General features: G+C 63.5%; 14 protein-coding genes. 6 read left to right on the top strand and 8 right to left on the bottom strand.

Going from position 1 to position 14,577, the window contains the following annotated elements; all coding sequences use genetic code 11:
• Positions 1-33 precede the first annotated feature (33 nt).
• Positions 34-2,016: a CocE/NonD family hydrolase gene (locus tag AC0L2X_RS13375; protein WP_473599916.1), complete on the bottom strand. Its 1,983-nt coding sequence runs from the start codon at positions 2,014-2,016 to the stop codon at positions 34-36.
• Positions 2,017-2,198: 182 nt separating this feature from the next.
• Between AC0L2X_RS13375 and AC0L2X_RS13380 the strand changes: the two genes are divergently transcribed.
• Positions 2,199-2,453, top strand: a complete 255-nt coding sequence (locus tag AC0L2X_RS13380) for a BrnT family toxin (protein ID WP_473557858.1) — start codon at positions 2,199-2,201, stop codon at positions 2,451-2,453.
• Positions 2,440-2,751, top strand: a complete 312-nt coding sequence (locus AC0L2X_RS13385) for a BrnA antitoxin family protein (protein ID WP_473557784.1) — start codon at positions 2,440-2,442, stop codon at positions 2,749-2,751. The genes AC0L2X_RS13380 and AC0L2X_RS13385 overlap by 14 nt, the downstream gene beginning before the upstream one ends.
• Positions 2,752-2,760: 9 nt before the next feature.
• Here AC0L2X_RS13385 and AC0L2X_RS13390 read toward each other — a convergent pair whose 3' ends face one another.
• The 4 genes from AC0L2X_RS13390 to puuE all read right to left on the bottom strand — a co-directional run bounded on the left by AC0L2X_RS13390 (position 2,761) and on the right by puuE (position 6,199).
• Positions 2,761-3,354: a nucleoside deaminase gene (locus AC0L2X_RS13390; RefSeq protein WP_473599917.1), complete on the bottom strand. Its 594-nt coding sequence runs from the start codon at positions 3,352-3,354 to the stop codon at positions 2,761-2,763.
• A complete protein-coding gene (locus AC0L2X_RS13395; RefSeq protein ID WP_473599918.1) occupies positions 3,354-3,857 on the bottom strand; it encodes an ureidoglycolate lyase in 504 nt (167 codons plus the stop codon). The genes AC0L2X_RS13390 and AC0L2X_RS13395 overlap by 1 nt, the downstream gene beginning before the upstream one ends.
• Positions 3,854-4,702, bottom strand: a complete 849-nt coding sequence (locus AC0L2X_RS13400; RefSeq protein WP_473599919.1) for a bifunctional allantoicase/(S)-ureidoglycine aminohydrolase — start codon at positions 4,700-4,702, stop codon at positions 3,854-3,856. Before AC0L2X_RS13400 ends, AC0L2X_RS13395 begins: the two co-directional genes overlap by 4 nt.
• A 63-nt stretch (positions 4,703-4,765) precedes the next feature.
• Positions 4,766-6,199, bottom strand: a complete 1,434-nt coding sequence (puuE, locus tag AC0L2X_RS13405) for an allantoinase PuuE (protein ID WP_473599920.1) — start codon at positions 6,197-6,199, stop codon at positions 4,766-4,768.
• Positions 6,200-6,372: 173 nt separating this feature from the next.
• On the opposite strand from puuE, the gene uraH reads away from it, so the two are divergent.
• The 4 genes from uraH (at position 6,373) to xdhC (ending at position 11,633) form a co-directional block, all read left to right on the top strand.
• Positions 6,373-6,747 carry a hydroxyisourate hydrolase gene (gene uraH / locus AC0L2X_RS13410; RefSeq protein ID WP_473599921.1) on the top strand — a complete coding sequence of 125 codons (375 nt, stop codon included), beginning with the start codon at positions 6,373-6,375 and terminating at the stop codon, positions 6,745-6,747.
• 1 nt (position 6,748) lies between these two features.
• Positions 6,749-8,230 (top strand): xanthine dehydrogenase small subunit, encoded by a 1,482-nt coding sequence (gene xdhA / locus AC0L2X_RS13415; protein ID WP_473599922.1) that lies wholly within the window; start codon positions 6,749-6,751, stop codon positions 8,228-8,230.
• Positions 8,230-10,581, top strand: a complete 2,352-nt coding sequence (gene xdhB, locus AC0L2X_RS13420; protein WP_473557768.1) for a xanthine dehydrogenase molybdopterin binding subunit — start codon at positions 8,230-8,232, stop codon at positions 10,579-10,581. The genes xdhA and xdhB overlap by 1 nt, the downstream gene beginning before the upstream one ends.
• Positions 10,582-10,643: 62 nt before the next feature.
• Positions 10,644-11,633, top strand: a complete 990-nt coding sequence (gene xdhC / locus AC0L2X_RS13425) for a xanthine dehydrogenase accessory protein XdhC (RefSeq protein ID WP_473557856.1) — start codon at positions 10,644-10,646, stop codon at positions 11,631-11,633.
• Between the two features lie 9 nt (positions 11,634-11,642).
• Here xdhC and dps read toward each other — a convergent pair whose 3' ends face one another.
• The 3 genes from dps to AC0L2X_RS13440 form a co-directional block, all read right to left on the bottom strand.
• A complete protein-coding gene (gene dps / locus AC0L2X_RS13430; protein WP_473557765.1) occupies positions 11,643-12,131 on the bottom strand; it encodes a DNA starvation/stationary phase protection protein Dps in 489 nt (162 codons plus the stop codon).
• A gap of 145 nt (positions 12,132-12,276) precedes the next feature.
• Positions 12,277-13,530 (bottom strand): LLM class flavin-dependent oxidoreductase, encoded by a 1,254-nt coding sequence (locus AC0L2X_RS13435; protein ID WP_473557763.1) that lies wholly within the window; start codon positions 13,528-13,530, stop codon positions 12,277-12,279.
• On the bottom strand, positions 13,527-14,540 hold the full coding sequence (locus AC0L2X_RS13440) for an LLM class flavin-dependent oxidoreductase (RefSeq protein ID WP_473599923.1): 1,014 nt from the start codon (positions 14,538-14,540) through the stop codon (positions 13,527-13,529). The genes AC0L2X_RS13435 and AC0L2X_RS13440 overlap by 4 nt, the downstream gene beginning before the upstream one ends.
• Positions 14,541-14,577: the final 37 nt, after the last annotated feature.

Raw genomic sequence — 14,577 nt, forward strand, 5'->3', positions numbered from 1 at the left:
GTGCGTCGCAATTGGACCAATCGCTATAAGCGCTCAAAGCAGTTCGCGCGGGATTTTCTCCTCGAAGTTGCGCTCGAAGACCAGTTTCTCGCCTTCATAGGCTTCAATTCTGGCGCTAACCATGAAGCTTTGCGCGTCGGAGCGCATTTCGGCGAAGGCTTCGGTGCGCACCGACCATTCATTTCGCGACAGCGTCTGGGTCCAATGCGTCTTGCCCGACGCTGACAGCGGATTGTCGGGATGGATCGACCATGTCTCTCTGGCGACGCTCCCATTGGCGAGGCCATGCTCCAGGTCGCGCACTTCGCCGAAATCGTCGACGATGGAAAGCGTGATCATTCCGGTCTTTTCGTCGCGATCGACATGACGCTCGGAATTGGCGGCGCGGACCGTTTCGGTTGCCCAGGGCGTGGCGCCTTCGGGGGCGGGGAAGGTGACCTCGTCGCATGTCGCCGGCGGGCGCAGCGGCAGCATCAACGCCGCGGCCGACAATTCCAGCCGGACCGGCTCCGGCGACGGCCAGATCATCGGCCAATAACTGTTGGAGATGGCAACACGCAAGCGGTGGCCGGCCGGCACGCGATAGGCGCATTGGTCGAGCACCACCCGGGCGCTGACGGTTTCGGCGGGTACCAGCGCTTCGGGAAATTCGTGCGAGTTGCGATGCGTCAGGTTGAGCACGCCGTAGGAGATCAGCTCCGACGCTCCGTCCGGATGGACGTCGCACAGCCGAACCGCGATGTTCGCCTGGCGCCGGTCCGACGAGACCCTGACCACAACTTCGGGAGCACCGACGATGTCGATCGCTTCGATCAGCACCGGCTGGTCGAAACACACCGACAGCGCATCGTCGGGACGCTGGTCACCCGGCAGTTCCGGGCCGAAGGTGAAGGGGAAATATTCGCCACCGGCAAGGCCGCAGTTTTGCGGCGAAGCGACGATAGCGTGGTTGCCCTCAGCGATAAGCTCAACCTCTTGCGTCTTGATGTTGGGTGACGGCCATTCCGATTCAGCGACCCAGCGGCCCGGCCGCTCGGGATGCCAGCGCGCCGGACGCACGCTGTCCATGAGATAGGCGCGGTAGGCGGGGTCGGCCTCGACGCCGGTGTCGATGTCCTTGAGCCAGTGGTCCCACCAGCGCAAGGCCTCCTGCAGGAAGCCGATGCGCGGTTCGGGCGCGGCGTAATGCGGGTATTTGTGGATCCACGGGCCGACGATGCCCTTGACCGGCGCCTCGATATTGGCGGCGAGGTGGGAAATCGTATTGCGATAGCCGTCATGCCAGCCGCCGATCGACAGCACCGCGGCATGGATGGCGGAATAGTCCTCGCAGATCGAGCCGCGCTTCCAATAGGCATCGCGATGCTGGTGCTTCAGCCACTGCGGCGCCAGGAAGGGCTGGTTCTCCAGCCGGGTCAGCCACAGGTCGCGCCATCTGTTGTCGCCGGCCAGCAACGGATCCGGCGGCCGCGACGAATAGGACAGCATGGTCGAGGCCCAGCCGAAATTCTCGATCAGCAGGCAGCCGCCCTTGTAATGGATGTCGTCGGCATAGCGGTCGACCGTCGAACAGAGACTGATGACCGCCTTCAGCGCCGCCGGCTGCTTAGACGCCACCTGCAGGCAGTTGAAGCCGCCCCACGAAATGCCCATCATACCGACATTGCCGTTGCACCAGGGCTGGGCCGCAGCCCAGGCGATGACATCGCAGGCGTCCTGCAGCTCTTGCTCGGAATATTCGTCGCCCATCAGCCCTTCGGAATCGCCATTGCCGCGCATGTCGACACGGATCGAGGCGTAGCCGTGGCCGGCAAAATAGGGATGCGTCAGCTGATCGCGGTAGATCGTGCCATCGCGCTTGCGATAGGGCAGGTGCTCGAGGATTGCCGGCACCGGATCGTCGGCAGCATCGGCCGGCATCCATACCCGCGCCGACAGGCGACAGCCGTCGGGCATGACGATCCCCATGTCGGGAAATTCGACGATCTTGCGGGGGAATTCAGTGACGGTTTTCATGCATGCTCTCCAGGATGTCAGTGACGCACGAAGCGCCTATGCCATGAAGTCAAACCGGCGACGGTCTGTGTCGTCGCGACGACGATTTTGGCGGGGCCTCACTCGATTTCCATCTTGCGCTGTTCCGTTAATTTATGTATTACGTTTATTCGCTTGGACCGACGCACTGAGGATGGTCTCGCCTGAAAATCGTTTGGGATGAGCCGAAGCGTGTGACGAACCTCGAAAATCGCGGTCTCGATTTTGCCAGACTCGATATCGAGTTCTTTGCGACCGCGACCGTCCTCCCAGCCAAAGCTGGCCGGTTCAAAGCGATTGGCAAATACAAGGAGACTATTCTCGCCGTGATTTTCAAGCCGCTCGGTTCCGAAGCCATTTCGGTGATCTCGATGCGTCGCGCCAGCCGAAAGGAAAGGTCAGGATATGAACGATCCTAAATCGCGCGTTCGACCGCTTACCGATGAGGAGGAGGCGGAAATCCAAAGACAAATTGTTGCTGATCCTGATGACGCGGAGGCGACCGACGAACAGCTGGCGCAAGCCAGGCCTTTCGCGGAAGTGTTCCCTGAACTTTTCGAGAGCATCAGACGTGCTCGTGGTCGGCCGGCCGTGGAGAAGCCCAAGCAGGTTGTGTCCATCCGCCTGGATCAGGATGTCGTCAGCAAATTCAAGGCCACCGGCAAAGGCTGGCAAGCCAGGATTAATGAGGTGCTGAAGAAGGCGAAGGTAAGCTAGGCATCCGCGTCAATTCAGCGGAATGTCGTTTTCGTCCTTGCTTGCCTGATAGGCGCCGGACAGCTCGTCGTAGCGGGCGGAGATTGTGCCGATCCGTGCTTCCAACCGCTTGCGTTCGGTCTCGGGCAACGATCGTACGAGTCTGCGGATCGAAAAGCTCTTCCAATAGGCGTTCTCGGCATTGTAGCCGCCGGGGTCGAGGGTGAAGACCTCCTTCAGGATCTTCAGATCGTGAGGGATGGCGAAGCTGTCGCGCGAATCCTCGTGGCTGAACAGATAGTAGAAATTGTCGAAGCCGGTCCAGGTGATCGCCGACAGGCAGAGCGAGCAAGGTTCGTGCGTGGCAAGAAAGATCGCATCCTTGGTGTCGACGCGCTCGGCCTTCGGCAGTTCGTAGAAGCGCTTCAGGCAATGCACCTCGCCGTGCCAGAGCGGATTTTCTGTCTCGTTGTTGGTTTCGGCCAGCACCAGCGAACGGTCGTCCTTGCGCAGGATCGCCGCGCCGAACAGCTTGTTGCCATGCGCGACGCCTTCGACGGTCTTCGGCACGATGTCGTGCTCGATAACGTCGAGCAGGCGGTCGATCAGCGAAATGTCGGTCATCACCGGCTCCCATCGGGAAGATCGATCTCGTAGGCGTGCGAGAAGTGGCACTCTTCAAGATTGGAGCCGTCGCCGCCACGGTCGACGACCAGGAAGTCCTGCGGCTCGCCGACCGGCGTCAGCACGCCGTGCCACAAATTGCGCGGATAGTTGACGCCTTGCCCGGGCGCGGTGATGAAGGCATGCGGCTCGCCCGGGCCTTCCTCGCCGTCATGGCAGACGATGACCAGGAACGGCCGTGGTGACAGCGGGATGAAGGCCTGGCTGCCAAACGGATGGCGCTCCACCATGGTAAGCTTCAACGGCAGTTCATAGGGCGTGCCACGCACCATCGAGATCAGCACGCGCGCATTCGGTCCTCGTGCTTCCGCGGTGGCGAGGTCGTGATAGCGCTCGGCCTTGCCGCCATTGATCGGGTAATGGTTGTCGCCGCCCATATCGATGACGTCGCCGAATTCGGCGAAACTCTCGCGGGTCAGCGGCCGCGCGACGATGCGGGTCATGGTGTAGGTCGCGCGACGCCGGCGCTGCCAAGCTTGGCGTGGCGGTTCACGTCCTTATAGAGGAGATAGCGGAATTTGCCTGGGCCGCCGGCGTAACAAGCCTGCGGGCAGAAGGCGCGCAGCCACATATAGTCGCCAGCCTCGACCTCTACCCAGTCCTGGTTGAGACGGTAGACCGCCTTGCCCTCCAGCACATAGAGCCCGTGCTCCATGACATGCGTCTCGGCGAAGGGAATGACCGCACCCGGCTCGAGCGTGACGATGGTGACATGCATGTCGTGCCGCATGTCTTCAGGATCGACGAAGCGCGTGGTCGCCCATCGGCCTTCGGTACCCGGCATCGGCGTCGGCGCGATGTCCTGTTCGTTGGCGAAGAACGCTTGCGGCTGGTCGATGCCGTCGACTGCATCATAAGTCTTGCGGATCCAGTGGAAGCGGACGGCGGCGGCGCTTTCATTGTGCACCGTCCACCCGCTCGCCGGCGGCAGGAAGGCAAAGCCGCCCGGCCTTAAGCTATGTTTCTTGCCGCCAAGCGAGACGCTCAGCTCGCCTTCGACCACGAACAGCGCACCTTCGGCGGCGGCGTCAAGCTCAGGGCGGTCGCTGCCGCCGCCAGGTGCGAGCTCGACGATATATTGCGAAAATGTCTCGGCAAAACCCGACAGCGGCCGCGACAGCACCCAGACGCGTGTCCCATCCCAGAACGGCAAGGCGCTGGTGACGATGTCCTGCATCACGCCTTTGGGGATGACGGCATAGGCCTGCGTGAATACAGCGCGGCCGGTCAGCAATTCGCTCTGGCCGGGATGTCCGCCCTGCGGCGCATAATAGGTTCGCTCGGCCATTTTCATCATATCCATAAATTCAAGCCTGTTGCGGAAGCCAGGGCCCATCGCGGCAGCCAAAGCCTATTGCGGAAGCATGTCCTTGAGACGAAGCAGCGCGATGCGCTCGACCTGTCTGCAGGCGGTTTCGAATTCGACATCGTGGCTGTTGCCGATACGCGCCTCGAACTCGGCCAGGATCTCCTGCTTGGTCTTGCCTTTCACAGCAATGATGAAGGGGAAACCGAAACTGGTGACGTAGGCGGCATTGCGTTTTGCGAACAGCTCGCGCTCGTCGTCGGTCAGCGCGTCGAGCCCGGCCGAAGCCTGTTCCTTCGTCGATTCCGCCGTCAGCCGCCTGGCCTGCGCCAGTTTTCCGGCAAGATCGGGGTGGGCGTTGAGCACGGAAAGCCGCTCGGCCTCGCTTGCCGCGCGAAAGACGCGGCAGAGCGCATTGTGCAGGCCGCCGGCACTGTCATGCGCCGGGCCGAGCTCCAGCTCATAGGCGCGCTCGGCAATCCACGGCGAATGCTCGAAGACGCCGCCGAATGCGTGGACGAAGGCATCGAATTCCATTTTCGACGGGCGCAGCGCCGGCAACCGGAACGGATGCGTCTCCTGCCAGTGTTTTGCAATGTCGATGCGCCGTGCCAGCCAGACCTTGTCGTGCGATTTGACGTAGTCGATGAAGCGCTTCAATGCCGCGACTCGGCCCGGCCGGCCGACGAGGCGGCAGTGCAGGCCGATATTCATCATGCGCGGCCGCCCTGCCTTGCCCTCGGCATAGAGCGTGTCGAAACTATCCCTGAGATAGGCAAAGAACTGGTCGCCAGAGTTGAAGCCCTGCGGCGTGGCAAAGCGCATGTCGTTGGCGTCGAGCGTATAAGGGATGACCAGCTGCGGCTTCGCCGACCCGTGCGGTATGACATGCTCGAACCAGTAAGGCAGTTCGTCGTCATACGTGTCCGACACATAGTCGAAGCCGCCCTCTTCCGCTGCCAGCCGCACCGTGTTGATCGAGGTGCGGCCGGTGTACCACCCGGTCGGCCGCGCGCCTGTTACCTCATAATGCAGCCGGACCGCCGCCTCCATGTCGCGGCGCTCGTCTTCTGGCGCGTGGTCGCGGTAGTCGATCCATTTCAGCCCGTGCGAGGCGATCTCCCAGCCGGCCTCCTGCATCGCCGCAACCTGATCGGGCGAACGCGCCAGGGCCGTGGCGACGCCGTAACAGGTGACCGGCACTTGCGCCTCGCTGAACAGGCGCAGCAATCGCCAGAAGCCGGCGCGGGCGCCGTATTCGTAGATCGATTCCATGTTCCAGTGACGCTGGCCGGGCCAGGGTGCGGCGCCGACGATCTCCGACAGGAAAGCCTCCGAAGCCTTGTCGCCGTGGAGGACGCAATTCTCACCGCCCTCTTCGTAATTGACGACGAACTGCACCGCGACATGCGCCCCGCCGGGCCATTTCGGATCGGGCGGATTGGCTCCGTAGCCGCGCATGTCTCGTTCGTAACGCATTCTCGCTCCTGCCGGAAATTGTGATCAGAATAGTCGAAAGGAGTGCCTGCGCATTCCCCCGAAATTTTTGAAAGTGTTTTTGTCGCGCTCCGCTCGACCGGGACTTATGCATCGCCTTTAATTGGCGCACAATTCATGAATAGTGTTCGACTATGCAGGGAATGGAGCAGCCAGTGGCGGAAACGTCGAAAGCCGAAGGCGGGCGCCTGACGACCCATGTCCTCGACACTGCGGCCGGCAAGCCGGCGGCCGGTCTGTCGATCGAGCTCTATCACCTTGACGGCCATGCCCGGACGCATCTGAAAACGGTCGTCACCAATGATGACGGCCGTTGCGATGCTCCGCTGCTTGCCGGCGCGGAATTCCGTACCGGCGAATACGAGCTGGTCTTTGCGGCCGGGGATTATCTGCGCCGGCAAGGGACAAAACTGCCGGAACCGGCCTTCCTCGACCATGTGCCGATCCGCTTCGGCATGGCCGAGCCGATGCACTATCATGTGCCGCTGCTCCTGTCGCCGTTCGGCTATTCGACTTACCGGGGAAGCTGAGATGGCCGGGATCAAGACACGCAACGAAATCCGCTTCATCCTCAATGGCGAGGACGTCGCGCTCGGCACGGTTGCACCCGACCAGACACTGCTCGATTGGTTGCGGCTCGACCGCTCGCTGCGCGGCACCAAGGAAGGTTGCGCCGAGGGCGACTGCGGCGCCTGCACGGTGCTGGTCGGCAGGCTCTCCGGTGGAACACTGGTCTATGAAAGCGTCAATGCCTGCATTCGCTTCCTTGGCTCGCTGGACGGCACGCATGTCGTGACGGTCGAGCATCTGCGCGGCGACGCAGGAAAACTGCACCCCGTGCAGCAGGCTATGATCGATTTCCATGGCTCGCAATGCGGCTTCTGCACGCCGGGTTTCGTCATGTCGCTTTATGCGCTGTGGATGCGGTCGCCGGAGCCGTCGGACGCCGCCATTGAAAAGGCGCTGCAAGGCAATCTCTGCCGCTGCACCGGCTACGAGGCGATCATGCGCGCCGCACGTGCCATCTCCAGCTACGGCAAGGCGGCAAAGGATCCGCTGGCGGCGGAGCGCAAGGCAGTCACGGCCAAGCTCGAAGCGATGAAGGACGGTTCGCGCATCGAGATCGGCTCCGGCAACAGGCGACTGATCGTGCCGGCCAATGCCGACGATCTGGCCAGCGTGCTGGTCAAGGAGCCGGGCGCCACTATCGTCGCGGGTTCGACCGATGTCGGCCTTTGGGTTACCAAGCACATGCGCGATATTGCGCCGGCGGTTTTCATCGGCAATCTCGATGGTCTGTGCGGGATTTCCGAGGACAAGGGCGTCGTCTCGATCGGCGCCGGTGTCACATATAGCGAAGCCTTCTCGACGCTGGCGAAGCGCATCCCGGCGCTCGGGCCGCTGTTCGACCGCATCGGCGGCGATCAGGTGCGCAACATGGGCACAATCGGCGGCAATATCGCCAATGGTTCGCCGATCGGCGACACGCCGCCGCCGCTGATCGCACTAGGTGCCCGCCTGACGCTGCGCCGCGGCGACAAGCGTCGAACGATCCCGCTCGAGGATTTTTTCATCGCCTATGGCAAGCAGGACCGGCAGCCCGGCGAATTCGTCGAGGCCGTGCATGTTCCGGTGCCGGGCAGCGAGACGAAATTTGCCGTCTACAAGATCACCAAGCGCCGCGACGAAGACATCACAGCAGCGCTAGGCGCGTTTTTCCTGAAGCTCGCCGGTGATGGCAAGGTGGCGGATGTGCGCATCGCCTATGGCGGCATGGCGGCAACGCCGAAGCGGGCCTTTGGCGTCGAAAAGGCATTGCTTGGCAGGCCCTGGACGGAAGCGACGGTGGAGGCGGCGATGGCCGCCTACGCCGGCGATTTCACCCCGCTGACCGACATGCGGGCAAGCGCCGAATACCGGGCGCTGGCGGCGCGCAACCTGCTGCTGCGCTTCTTTGCCGAAACCACAGGTACCCGGGCGCCGATCCAGGTATCACGGCACGAGGCGGCATGATGAACAAGCACGCCACGCCAAACCTGAAGGCGCAAAAAATCGCCGGCGGCGTCGCCACCGACCAACGCCATGATTCCGCGCACAAGCATGTCAGTGGCACGGCCGTCTATATCGACGACATGCCGGAACCGGCCGGCACGCTGCACGGCTGCCTTGGGCTTTCGACGGCGACGCATGCCACCATCACCAGCATGGACCTTTCGGCGGTGCGCGCCGCACCCGGCGTCATCGATGTGCTGACGGCGAGTGACGTGCCAGGCGAGAATGACATTTCGCCGACCGGCCGTCACGACGAGCCGGTGCTGGCCGACGGCAAGGTGCAATTTTCCGGCCAGCCGATCTTCTGCGTCATCGCGCAAACCCGCGAGCAGGCGCGCCGCGCGACGAGGCTGGCCAAGGTCGAATACAAGGAATTGCCGTTCGTCGCCGATGTCGCCGAGCTCGATCCCAGGAAAGACAAGCTGGTCACGCCGCCGCTGACGCTGAAGCGCGGTGATGCAGCGGCTGCAATTAAGGCGGCGCCGCGCCGGCTGAAGGGAAAAATGCGCATAGGCGGCCAGGAGCATTTCTATCTCGAAGGCCATATCGCCTTGGCCATTCCTGGCGAGGACCACGACGTCACCATCTATTCCTCGACCCAGCACCCGAGCGAAATCCAGCACATGGTCAGCCACGCGCTCGGTGTGCCGAGCCACGCGGTGACGGTGGAAATCCGCCGGATGGGCGGCGCTTTCGGTGGCAAGGAAACGCAAGGCAATCAGTTTGCGGCATTGGCTGCTATCGCCGCGAAGAAACATCATCGGGCCGTGAAAATCCGGCCCGACCGCGACGACGACATGATCGCCACCGGCAAACGCCACGATTTCCTCGTCGACTACGAGGTCGGCTTCGACGACGAGGGCAATATTCTGGGCGTAGATTTCATGTTCGCGGCGCGTTGCGGCTTCTCGGCCGACCTCTCCGGCCCGGTCACCGACCGCGCGCTGTTCCATTGCGACAACACCTATTTCTGGCCGGCGGTGCACGCGCAATCGGCGCCGCTCTACACCAATACGGTATCGAACACCGCCTTTCGCGGCTTCGGCGGTCCGCAAGGCATGGTCGGCGCCGAGCGCGTCATCGACGAAGTCGCGTTTGCCGTCGGCAGGGACCCGCTCGAAATCCGCAAGAAGAATTTCTACGGCACTAGCGACCGCAACATCACGCCCTACCACCAGACGGTCGAGGACAACATCATCCACCGCATCGTCGCCGAGCTGGAGGCGAGTTCCGACTATGCGAGGCGCCGCCGCACCATCGATGCTTTCAATGCCAACAGCCGCTTCATCAAGCGCGGACTGGCGCTGACGCCGGTCAAGTTCGGCATCTCGTTCACCGCCACCCATTACAACCAGGCCGGCGCGCTGGTGCATGTCTATACCGACGGTTCGGTGCATCTGAACCACGGCGGCACCGAGATGGGGCAGGGCCTCTATGTCAAGGTGGCGCAGGTTGTGGCGGAAGAGTTCCAGATCGACCTCGATCAGGTCAAGATCACCGCGACGACGACCGGCAAGGTGCCGAATACCTCGGCCACCGCCGCGTCTTCCGGCTCCGACCTCAACGGCATGGCGGCGCAGAATGCCGCCCGCCAGATCAAGGACCGGTTGATCAATTTTGCCGTCGAGAGATACCAGGTGCCGCGCGATCAGGTGCTGTTCCTGCCCAACCGCGTGCGCATCGGCAACCAGGAGATCGCCTTCGCCGATCTCGTCAGGCAGGCCTATATGGCGCGCATCCAGCTTTCGGCGGCGGGTTTTTACAAGACGCCGAAAATCCATTGGGACCGCGACAAGGGCGAGGGCCATCCCTTCTACTATTTCGCCTATGGAGCCGCGTGCTCGGAAGTCTCCGTCGACACGCTGACCGGCGAATATATCGTCGAGCGCACCGACATCCTGCACGAAACCGGCCGCTCGCTGAACCGCGCCATCGACCTCGGCCAGGTCGAGGGCGGCTTCATCCAGGGCATGGGCTGGCTGACGACGGAGGAACTGTGGTGGGACGACAAGGGGCGGCTGCGCACCCACGCGCCGTCGACCTACAAGATCCCGCTCGCGTCGGACCGGCCGAAGATTTTCAACGTCACTTTGGCCGACTGGGCGCAAGCGGGCGAGCCGACGGTGCACCGCTCCAAGGCGGTCGGGGAGCCGCCTTTCCCGCTCGCCATGTCGGTGCTGCATGCGCTGTCGGACGCTGTGGCGAGCGTTGCCAGCCACAAGATCTGCCCGCGTCTTGACCCGCCGGCGACGCCGGAGCGTGTGCTGATGGCGATCGAACGGCTGAAGCGGGAAGCCAGGACCGGCACTTGAATCCCGGAAAACGTGCAATTCAGGCCGAAAAACTCTATATTTCGCGATAGGGAACGCGAATGATGAACGCGAAAGTGCAGAGCCTGAAAGCCTTTCTTGCCGGTGCCGGCCGGGTCGCCTTGGTTGAGGTGGCTGGGACAAAAGGCTCGACGCCGCGCGAGACGGGTGCCCTCATGCTCGTCTCGGGATCGGCCACTTTCGGCACGATCGGCGGCGGCCAGCTCGAATATATGGCGATCGACAAAGCGCGGCAGATGCTTTTCTCCCCCCTTGAGGGGGAGATGGCCGCGAAGCGGCCAGAGGGGGTCGTCTCAGAAGGTACCGCCAGCGCGTCGAGCACTGCCGCGGCGACCCCACCCGACGGCTTCGCCGCCACCCTCCCCTCAAGGGGGAGGGATATCCGCGCCACCCTCGACATCGCGCTAGGCCCTGAGATCGGCCAGTGCTGCGGCGGCAGGGTCGAGCTGCTGATCCGGCTGGTTGACCCCGCCCTTGAAGCCAAGCTTGTTGCGGCGGCGGAGGCCGAGGAGGCGCAACTGCCGCATGTCTACATCTTCGGCGGCGGCCATGTCGGCCATGCGCTGGCCTCGGCGGTGGCTTTGCTGCCGGTGCATGTCGTCGTTGTCGAGACGCGAGCCGAGGCGCTGGAGGGCATGCCGGATACGGTCGAAACCAAGCTGACGCCGATGCCTGAGGCAATGGTGCGCGAAGCCCCGGCTGGATCCGCCTTCGTCGTCCTTACCCATGACCACGCGCTGGATTTCCTGATCGTCGCCGAGGCGCTGAAACGCCGCGATGCCGTCTATGTCGGCATGATCGGTTCCAGGACCAAGAAGGCGACGTTCCGGAACTGGTTCCTGAAATCGGCGGACGGAAGCGAGGCGGAATTTGCCCGCCTCGTCTCGCCGATCGGCGGCGATGCGGTCAAGGACAAGCGCCCACAGGTGATCGCCGCACTCGCCACGGCCGAAATCATGACGGCGTTGGCCGCTCACGCGATAACACCGGCAGCGCCGTCCAAAGCCCGTCGCGGCAAGGAGATGGCCGGCTGACGTTTCCTTCTATTCCTTTTCCTGTGTGTGCGCCTCCAGGAACCACAGTAATTTGTCGAGCGAGCGCGAATAGGCGGTGAAGATGTCGGCAGTGTCGGCGTCGCCCGCACCTGCCGCCTCGTCAATCGCCGCGCGTGCCCGCTTGGCGGTTGCGGCATACCGGTCGATCAGCGCCGCCAGGTGATCCCGGGTCTTGTGGATGTCGGTCGGATAGGCCTCGAGCATAGTCGCCTTCGAGACCTCCTGCGAGGTGCCGAGCGCCGTGCCGCCGAGCTGTACGGCGCGCTCGGCAATGGTGTCGACATGGCCGTCGATCTCCTCGCGGAACGTGTCGAGCATCGCGTGAATGGCGATGAATTGCGGTCCCTTGACGTTCCAGTGCGCCTGCTTGGTGATCAAGGCCAGATCGATGGCGTCGGCGAGGCGGGCATTGAGAAGGTCGATACACTCTTTCTTGGCATTGGATTGCAGGTCGTTGCGGGTGGCGATGGCATCCATGATCGGCTCCTGTGGCGGTTGCGTCCGCGTGGTTTGAAGAGGGCGAAGTCTGTGGAAGGTCAATCGAACATGCGCGCAGACGCCCTCATCGCCGCGGCACAGCATCCCAAAACGGCGATGTCCGGCTTTCGTTCCGCTCGTCGTTTTACGCCGGCCTTTTCAAGCCCAGATGGTCGCGCAGCGTGCTGCCTTCATAGTCCGTGCGAAACAGCCCGCGCCGTTGCAGCTCCGGCACGACTAGTGTGGCAAAGGCTTCGAGTTCGCCGGGAAAATAGGATGGCATGACGTTGAAACCATCTGCCGCGCCGCCCTCGAAGCGTGCCTCGAGCTGGTCGGCGATCTGGGCCGGCGTTCCGACGACGCGCCAATGGCCGCGCGCGCCCGCGAAATGACGGGCAAGCTGGCGAATGGACAGCTTGTCGCGGCGTGATTGCTCGATGACGAGCGCCTGCCGGCTCTGCATGCCTTCGCTGGCCGGCAGCTCGGGCAGCGGTCCGTCGATGGGATAGCGCGCGAGATCGGATATGCTGAGATAGCTGGAAAGCAGCGCGACACCGACATCGTCCGGGATCAGCTCCTGCAGTTCATCATGTTTTGCCCGGGCTTCCGCTTCGCTTGCCGCGACGACCGGCGCGACGCCGGGCATGATCTTGACGTCCTCCGGCTCGCGCCCATGGGCCGCCAGCCGTCCCTTGAGGCCGTCGTAGAAGGCCTTCGCCTCCTCGAATGTCTGCGCCGCCGTGAACACCACATCGGCGGTCCGGGCGGCGAGATCGCGGCCCTCGTCCGACGCTCCTGCCTGAACCATGACCGGCGCACCTTGTGGCGAGCGCGGCAGATCGAGCGGGTCGCGCACCGAAAAACTTCTGCCTTCGTGTCCACCCTGGCCTCGCCAAAGGCCGGTAATCACGGCAGCGAATTCGCGCGCGCGTTCGTAGCGGTCCGCATGTGGGCGCAGTCCTGTCGAGCCGAAATTGGCGGCCTCGATCTGGCTCGCCGAAGTGACGAGGTTCCAGCCGGCTCGGCCACCGCTCAGATGGTCGAGCGACAGGAAGGTCCGCGCCAGTCCGTAAGGCTCGTTATAGCTCGTCGACGCCGTGGAGACGAGGCCGATGCGCTCCGTCTGGACGGCGAGCGCGGCAAGCAGGCTTATCGGCTCGAAGCCGATCGAGCGCGACGTTTGGCTGGCGATGTTGACATTGGCCTCGCGCACGCCGGCGGCGTCCTCGCAGAAGATCATGTCGAACTTGGCTGCTTCCGCCGTCCGCGCCAGCTGGATGTAATGGTCGATGTCGAGGCCGGCCGTGACATGCGCCTGCGGATGGCGCCAGGCGGCGATGTGATGGCCTGTCGCCCACAGGAAGACGCCGAGCTTCATCTGGCCTCGACCGGCGCTCATTGCCGATCCTCCCCGGCGAGCCCGAGATGGGCGCGCAGTGTCGCCGCGCTGTAGCCGGACCGGACAAGGCCGCGGCGGCGAAGCTCCGGCAGCACGAGACCGATGAAATCGTCGAGCGCCGACGTGAGCGGCGTGGCGATGTTGAAACCGTCGCAGGCTTTCGAGCGAAAGCACTCTTCGAGCTTGTCCGCAAACAGGTCCGGTGCGGCGGTTATTTCGGCGCTGACGGTAACGTTCATCAGCACTTTCAGCGCCTCCGGCCTGCGCCCGAAGGCAAGCGCACGGCGCTTCAGATCGCCAGCCTTCGCCGGCCCGATCGATGGCCCATCCAGCAGGACGACATCGGCGGTGCGTGCGGCGATATCCATGGCGGGCTCGGACAGGCCGGACATGACCAGCACCGGCGTGTCCTGCGGCGACCGCGCCACGTTGAGCGGCCCGCGCACGGAAAAATATTCGCCCTTGTGGTCGAGAAGGTGCATCTTCTCGGGATCGAAGAAGCGGCCGCCAACTTTGTCGAACAGCAGCGCGTCTGCGTCCCAGCCTTTCCACAAGCCTTGCACGATGCCGATGAATTCATCGGCGCGCAGGCGGAAATCGTCGCCGGAAAACCCTTCCGGTCGGCTGAAATTGGCCGCCTCGCGCGGGTCGGGCATCAGGCTCGCGTTCCAGCCGGCGCGGCCATGGCTGATAATATCGAGCGAAGCGAAACGGCGCGCGAGATTGTAGGGCTGGTGGGCGACCGTCGAGGCCGCGGCGACGAGGCCAATCCTGCTTGTCAGCGTCGCCAGGGCCGCCGCCAAGGTCGTTGCTTCGAAGCGCATTTGCCGGTTCAGCCCGCCTGCAACCGGCGCGGAATCGCCGAGCAACACCATGTCCAGACCGGCCGCTTCGGCTTCTTGCACGAACCGCGTCAGCAGACTGAAGTCCGGGCCGGCGTCGGGCGGATGGGAAGGGGCGGCTTCCGGAGACAGTGAAACGGCGAGACACATTGTGGCGCCGTTGGCCATCGCTTTTCCCTGTTGAGCGAGATTCCTTGGGCATTAT

This window comes from Mesorhizobium sp. WSM4828 (assembly GCF_055811175.1).

Coding starts and splice junctions, on each gene's coding strand:
- AC0L2X_RS13375 (WP_473599916.1), bottom strand. CDS start 2,016: ATGAAAACCGTCACTGAATTCCCCCGCAAGATCGTCGAATTTCCCGAC.
- AC0L2X_RS13385 (WP_473557784.1), top strand. CDS start 2,440: ATGAACGATCCTAAATCGCGCGTTCGACCGCTTACCGATGAGGAGGAG.
- AC0L2X_RS13390 (WP_473599917.1), bottom strand. CDS start 3,354: ATGACCGACATTTCGCTGATCGACCGCCTGCTCGACGTTATCGAGCAC.
- AC0L2X_RS13395 (WP_473599918.1), bottom strand. CDS start 3,857: ATGACCCGCATCGTCGCGCGGCCGCTGACCCGCGAGAGTTTCGCCGAA.
- AC0L2X_RS13400 (WP_473599919.1), bottom strand. CDS start 4,702: ATGGCCGAGCGAACCTATTATGCGCCGCAGGGCGGACATCCCGGCCAG.
- puuE (WP_473599920.1), bottom strand. CDS start 6,199: ATGCGTTACGAACGAGACATGCGCGGCTACGGAGCCAATCCGCCCGAT.
- xdhA (WP_473599922.1), top strand. CDS start 6,749: ATGGCCGGGATCAAGACACGCAACGAAATCCGCTTCATCCTCAATGGC.
- xdhB (WP_473557768.1), top strand. CDS start 8,230: ATGAACAAGCACGCCACGCCAAACCTGAAGGCGCAAAAAATCGCCGGC.
- xdhC (WP_473557856.1), top strand. CDS start 10,644: ATGAACGCGAAAGTGCAGAGCCTGAAAGCCTTTCTTGCCGGTGCCGGC.
- dps (WP_473557765.1), bottom strand. CDS start 12,131: ATGGATGCCATCGCCACCCGCAACGACCTGCAATCCAATGCCAAGAAA.
- AC0L2X_RS13435 (WP_473557763.1), bottom strand. CDS start 13,530: ATGAGCGCCGGTCGAGGCCAGATGAAGCTCGGCGTCTTCCTGTGGGCG.
- AC0L2X_RS13440 (WP_473599923.1), bottom strand. CDS start 14,540: ATGGCCAACGGCGCCACAATGTGTCTCGCCGTTTCACTGTCTCCGGAA.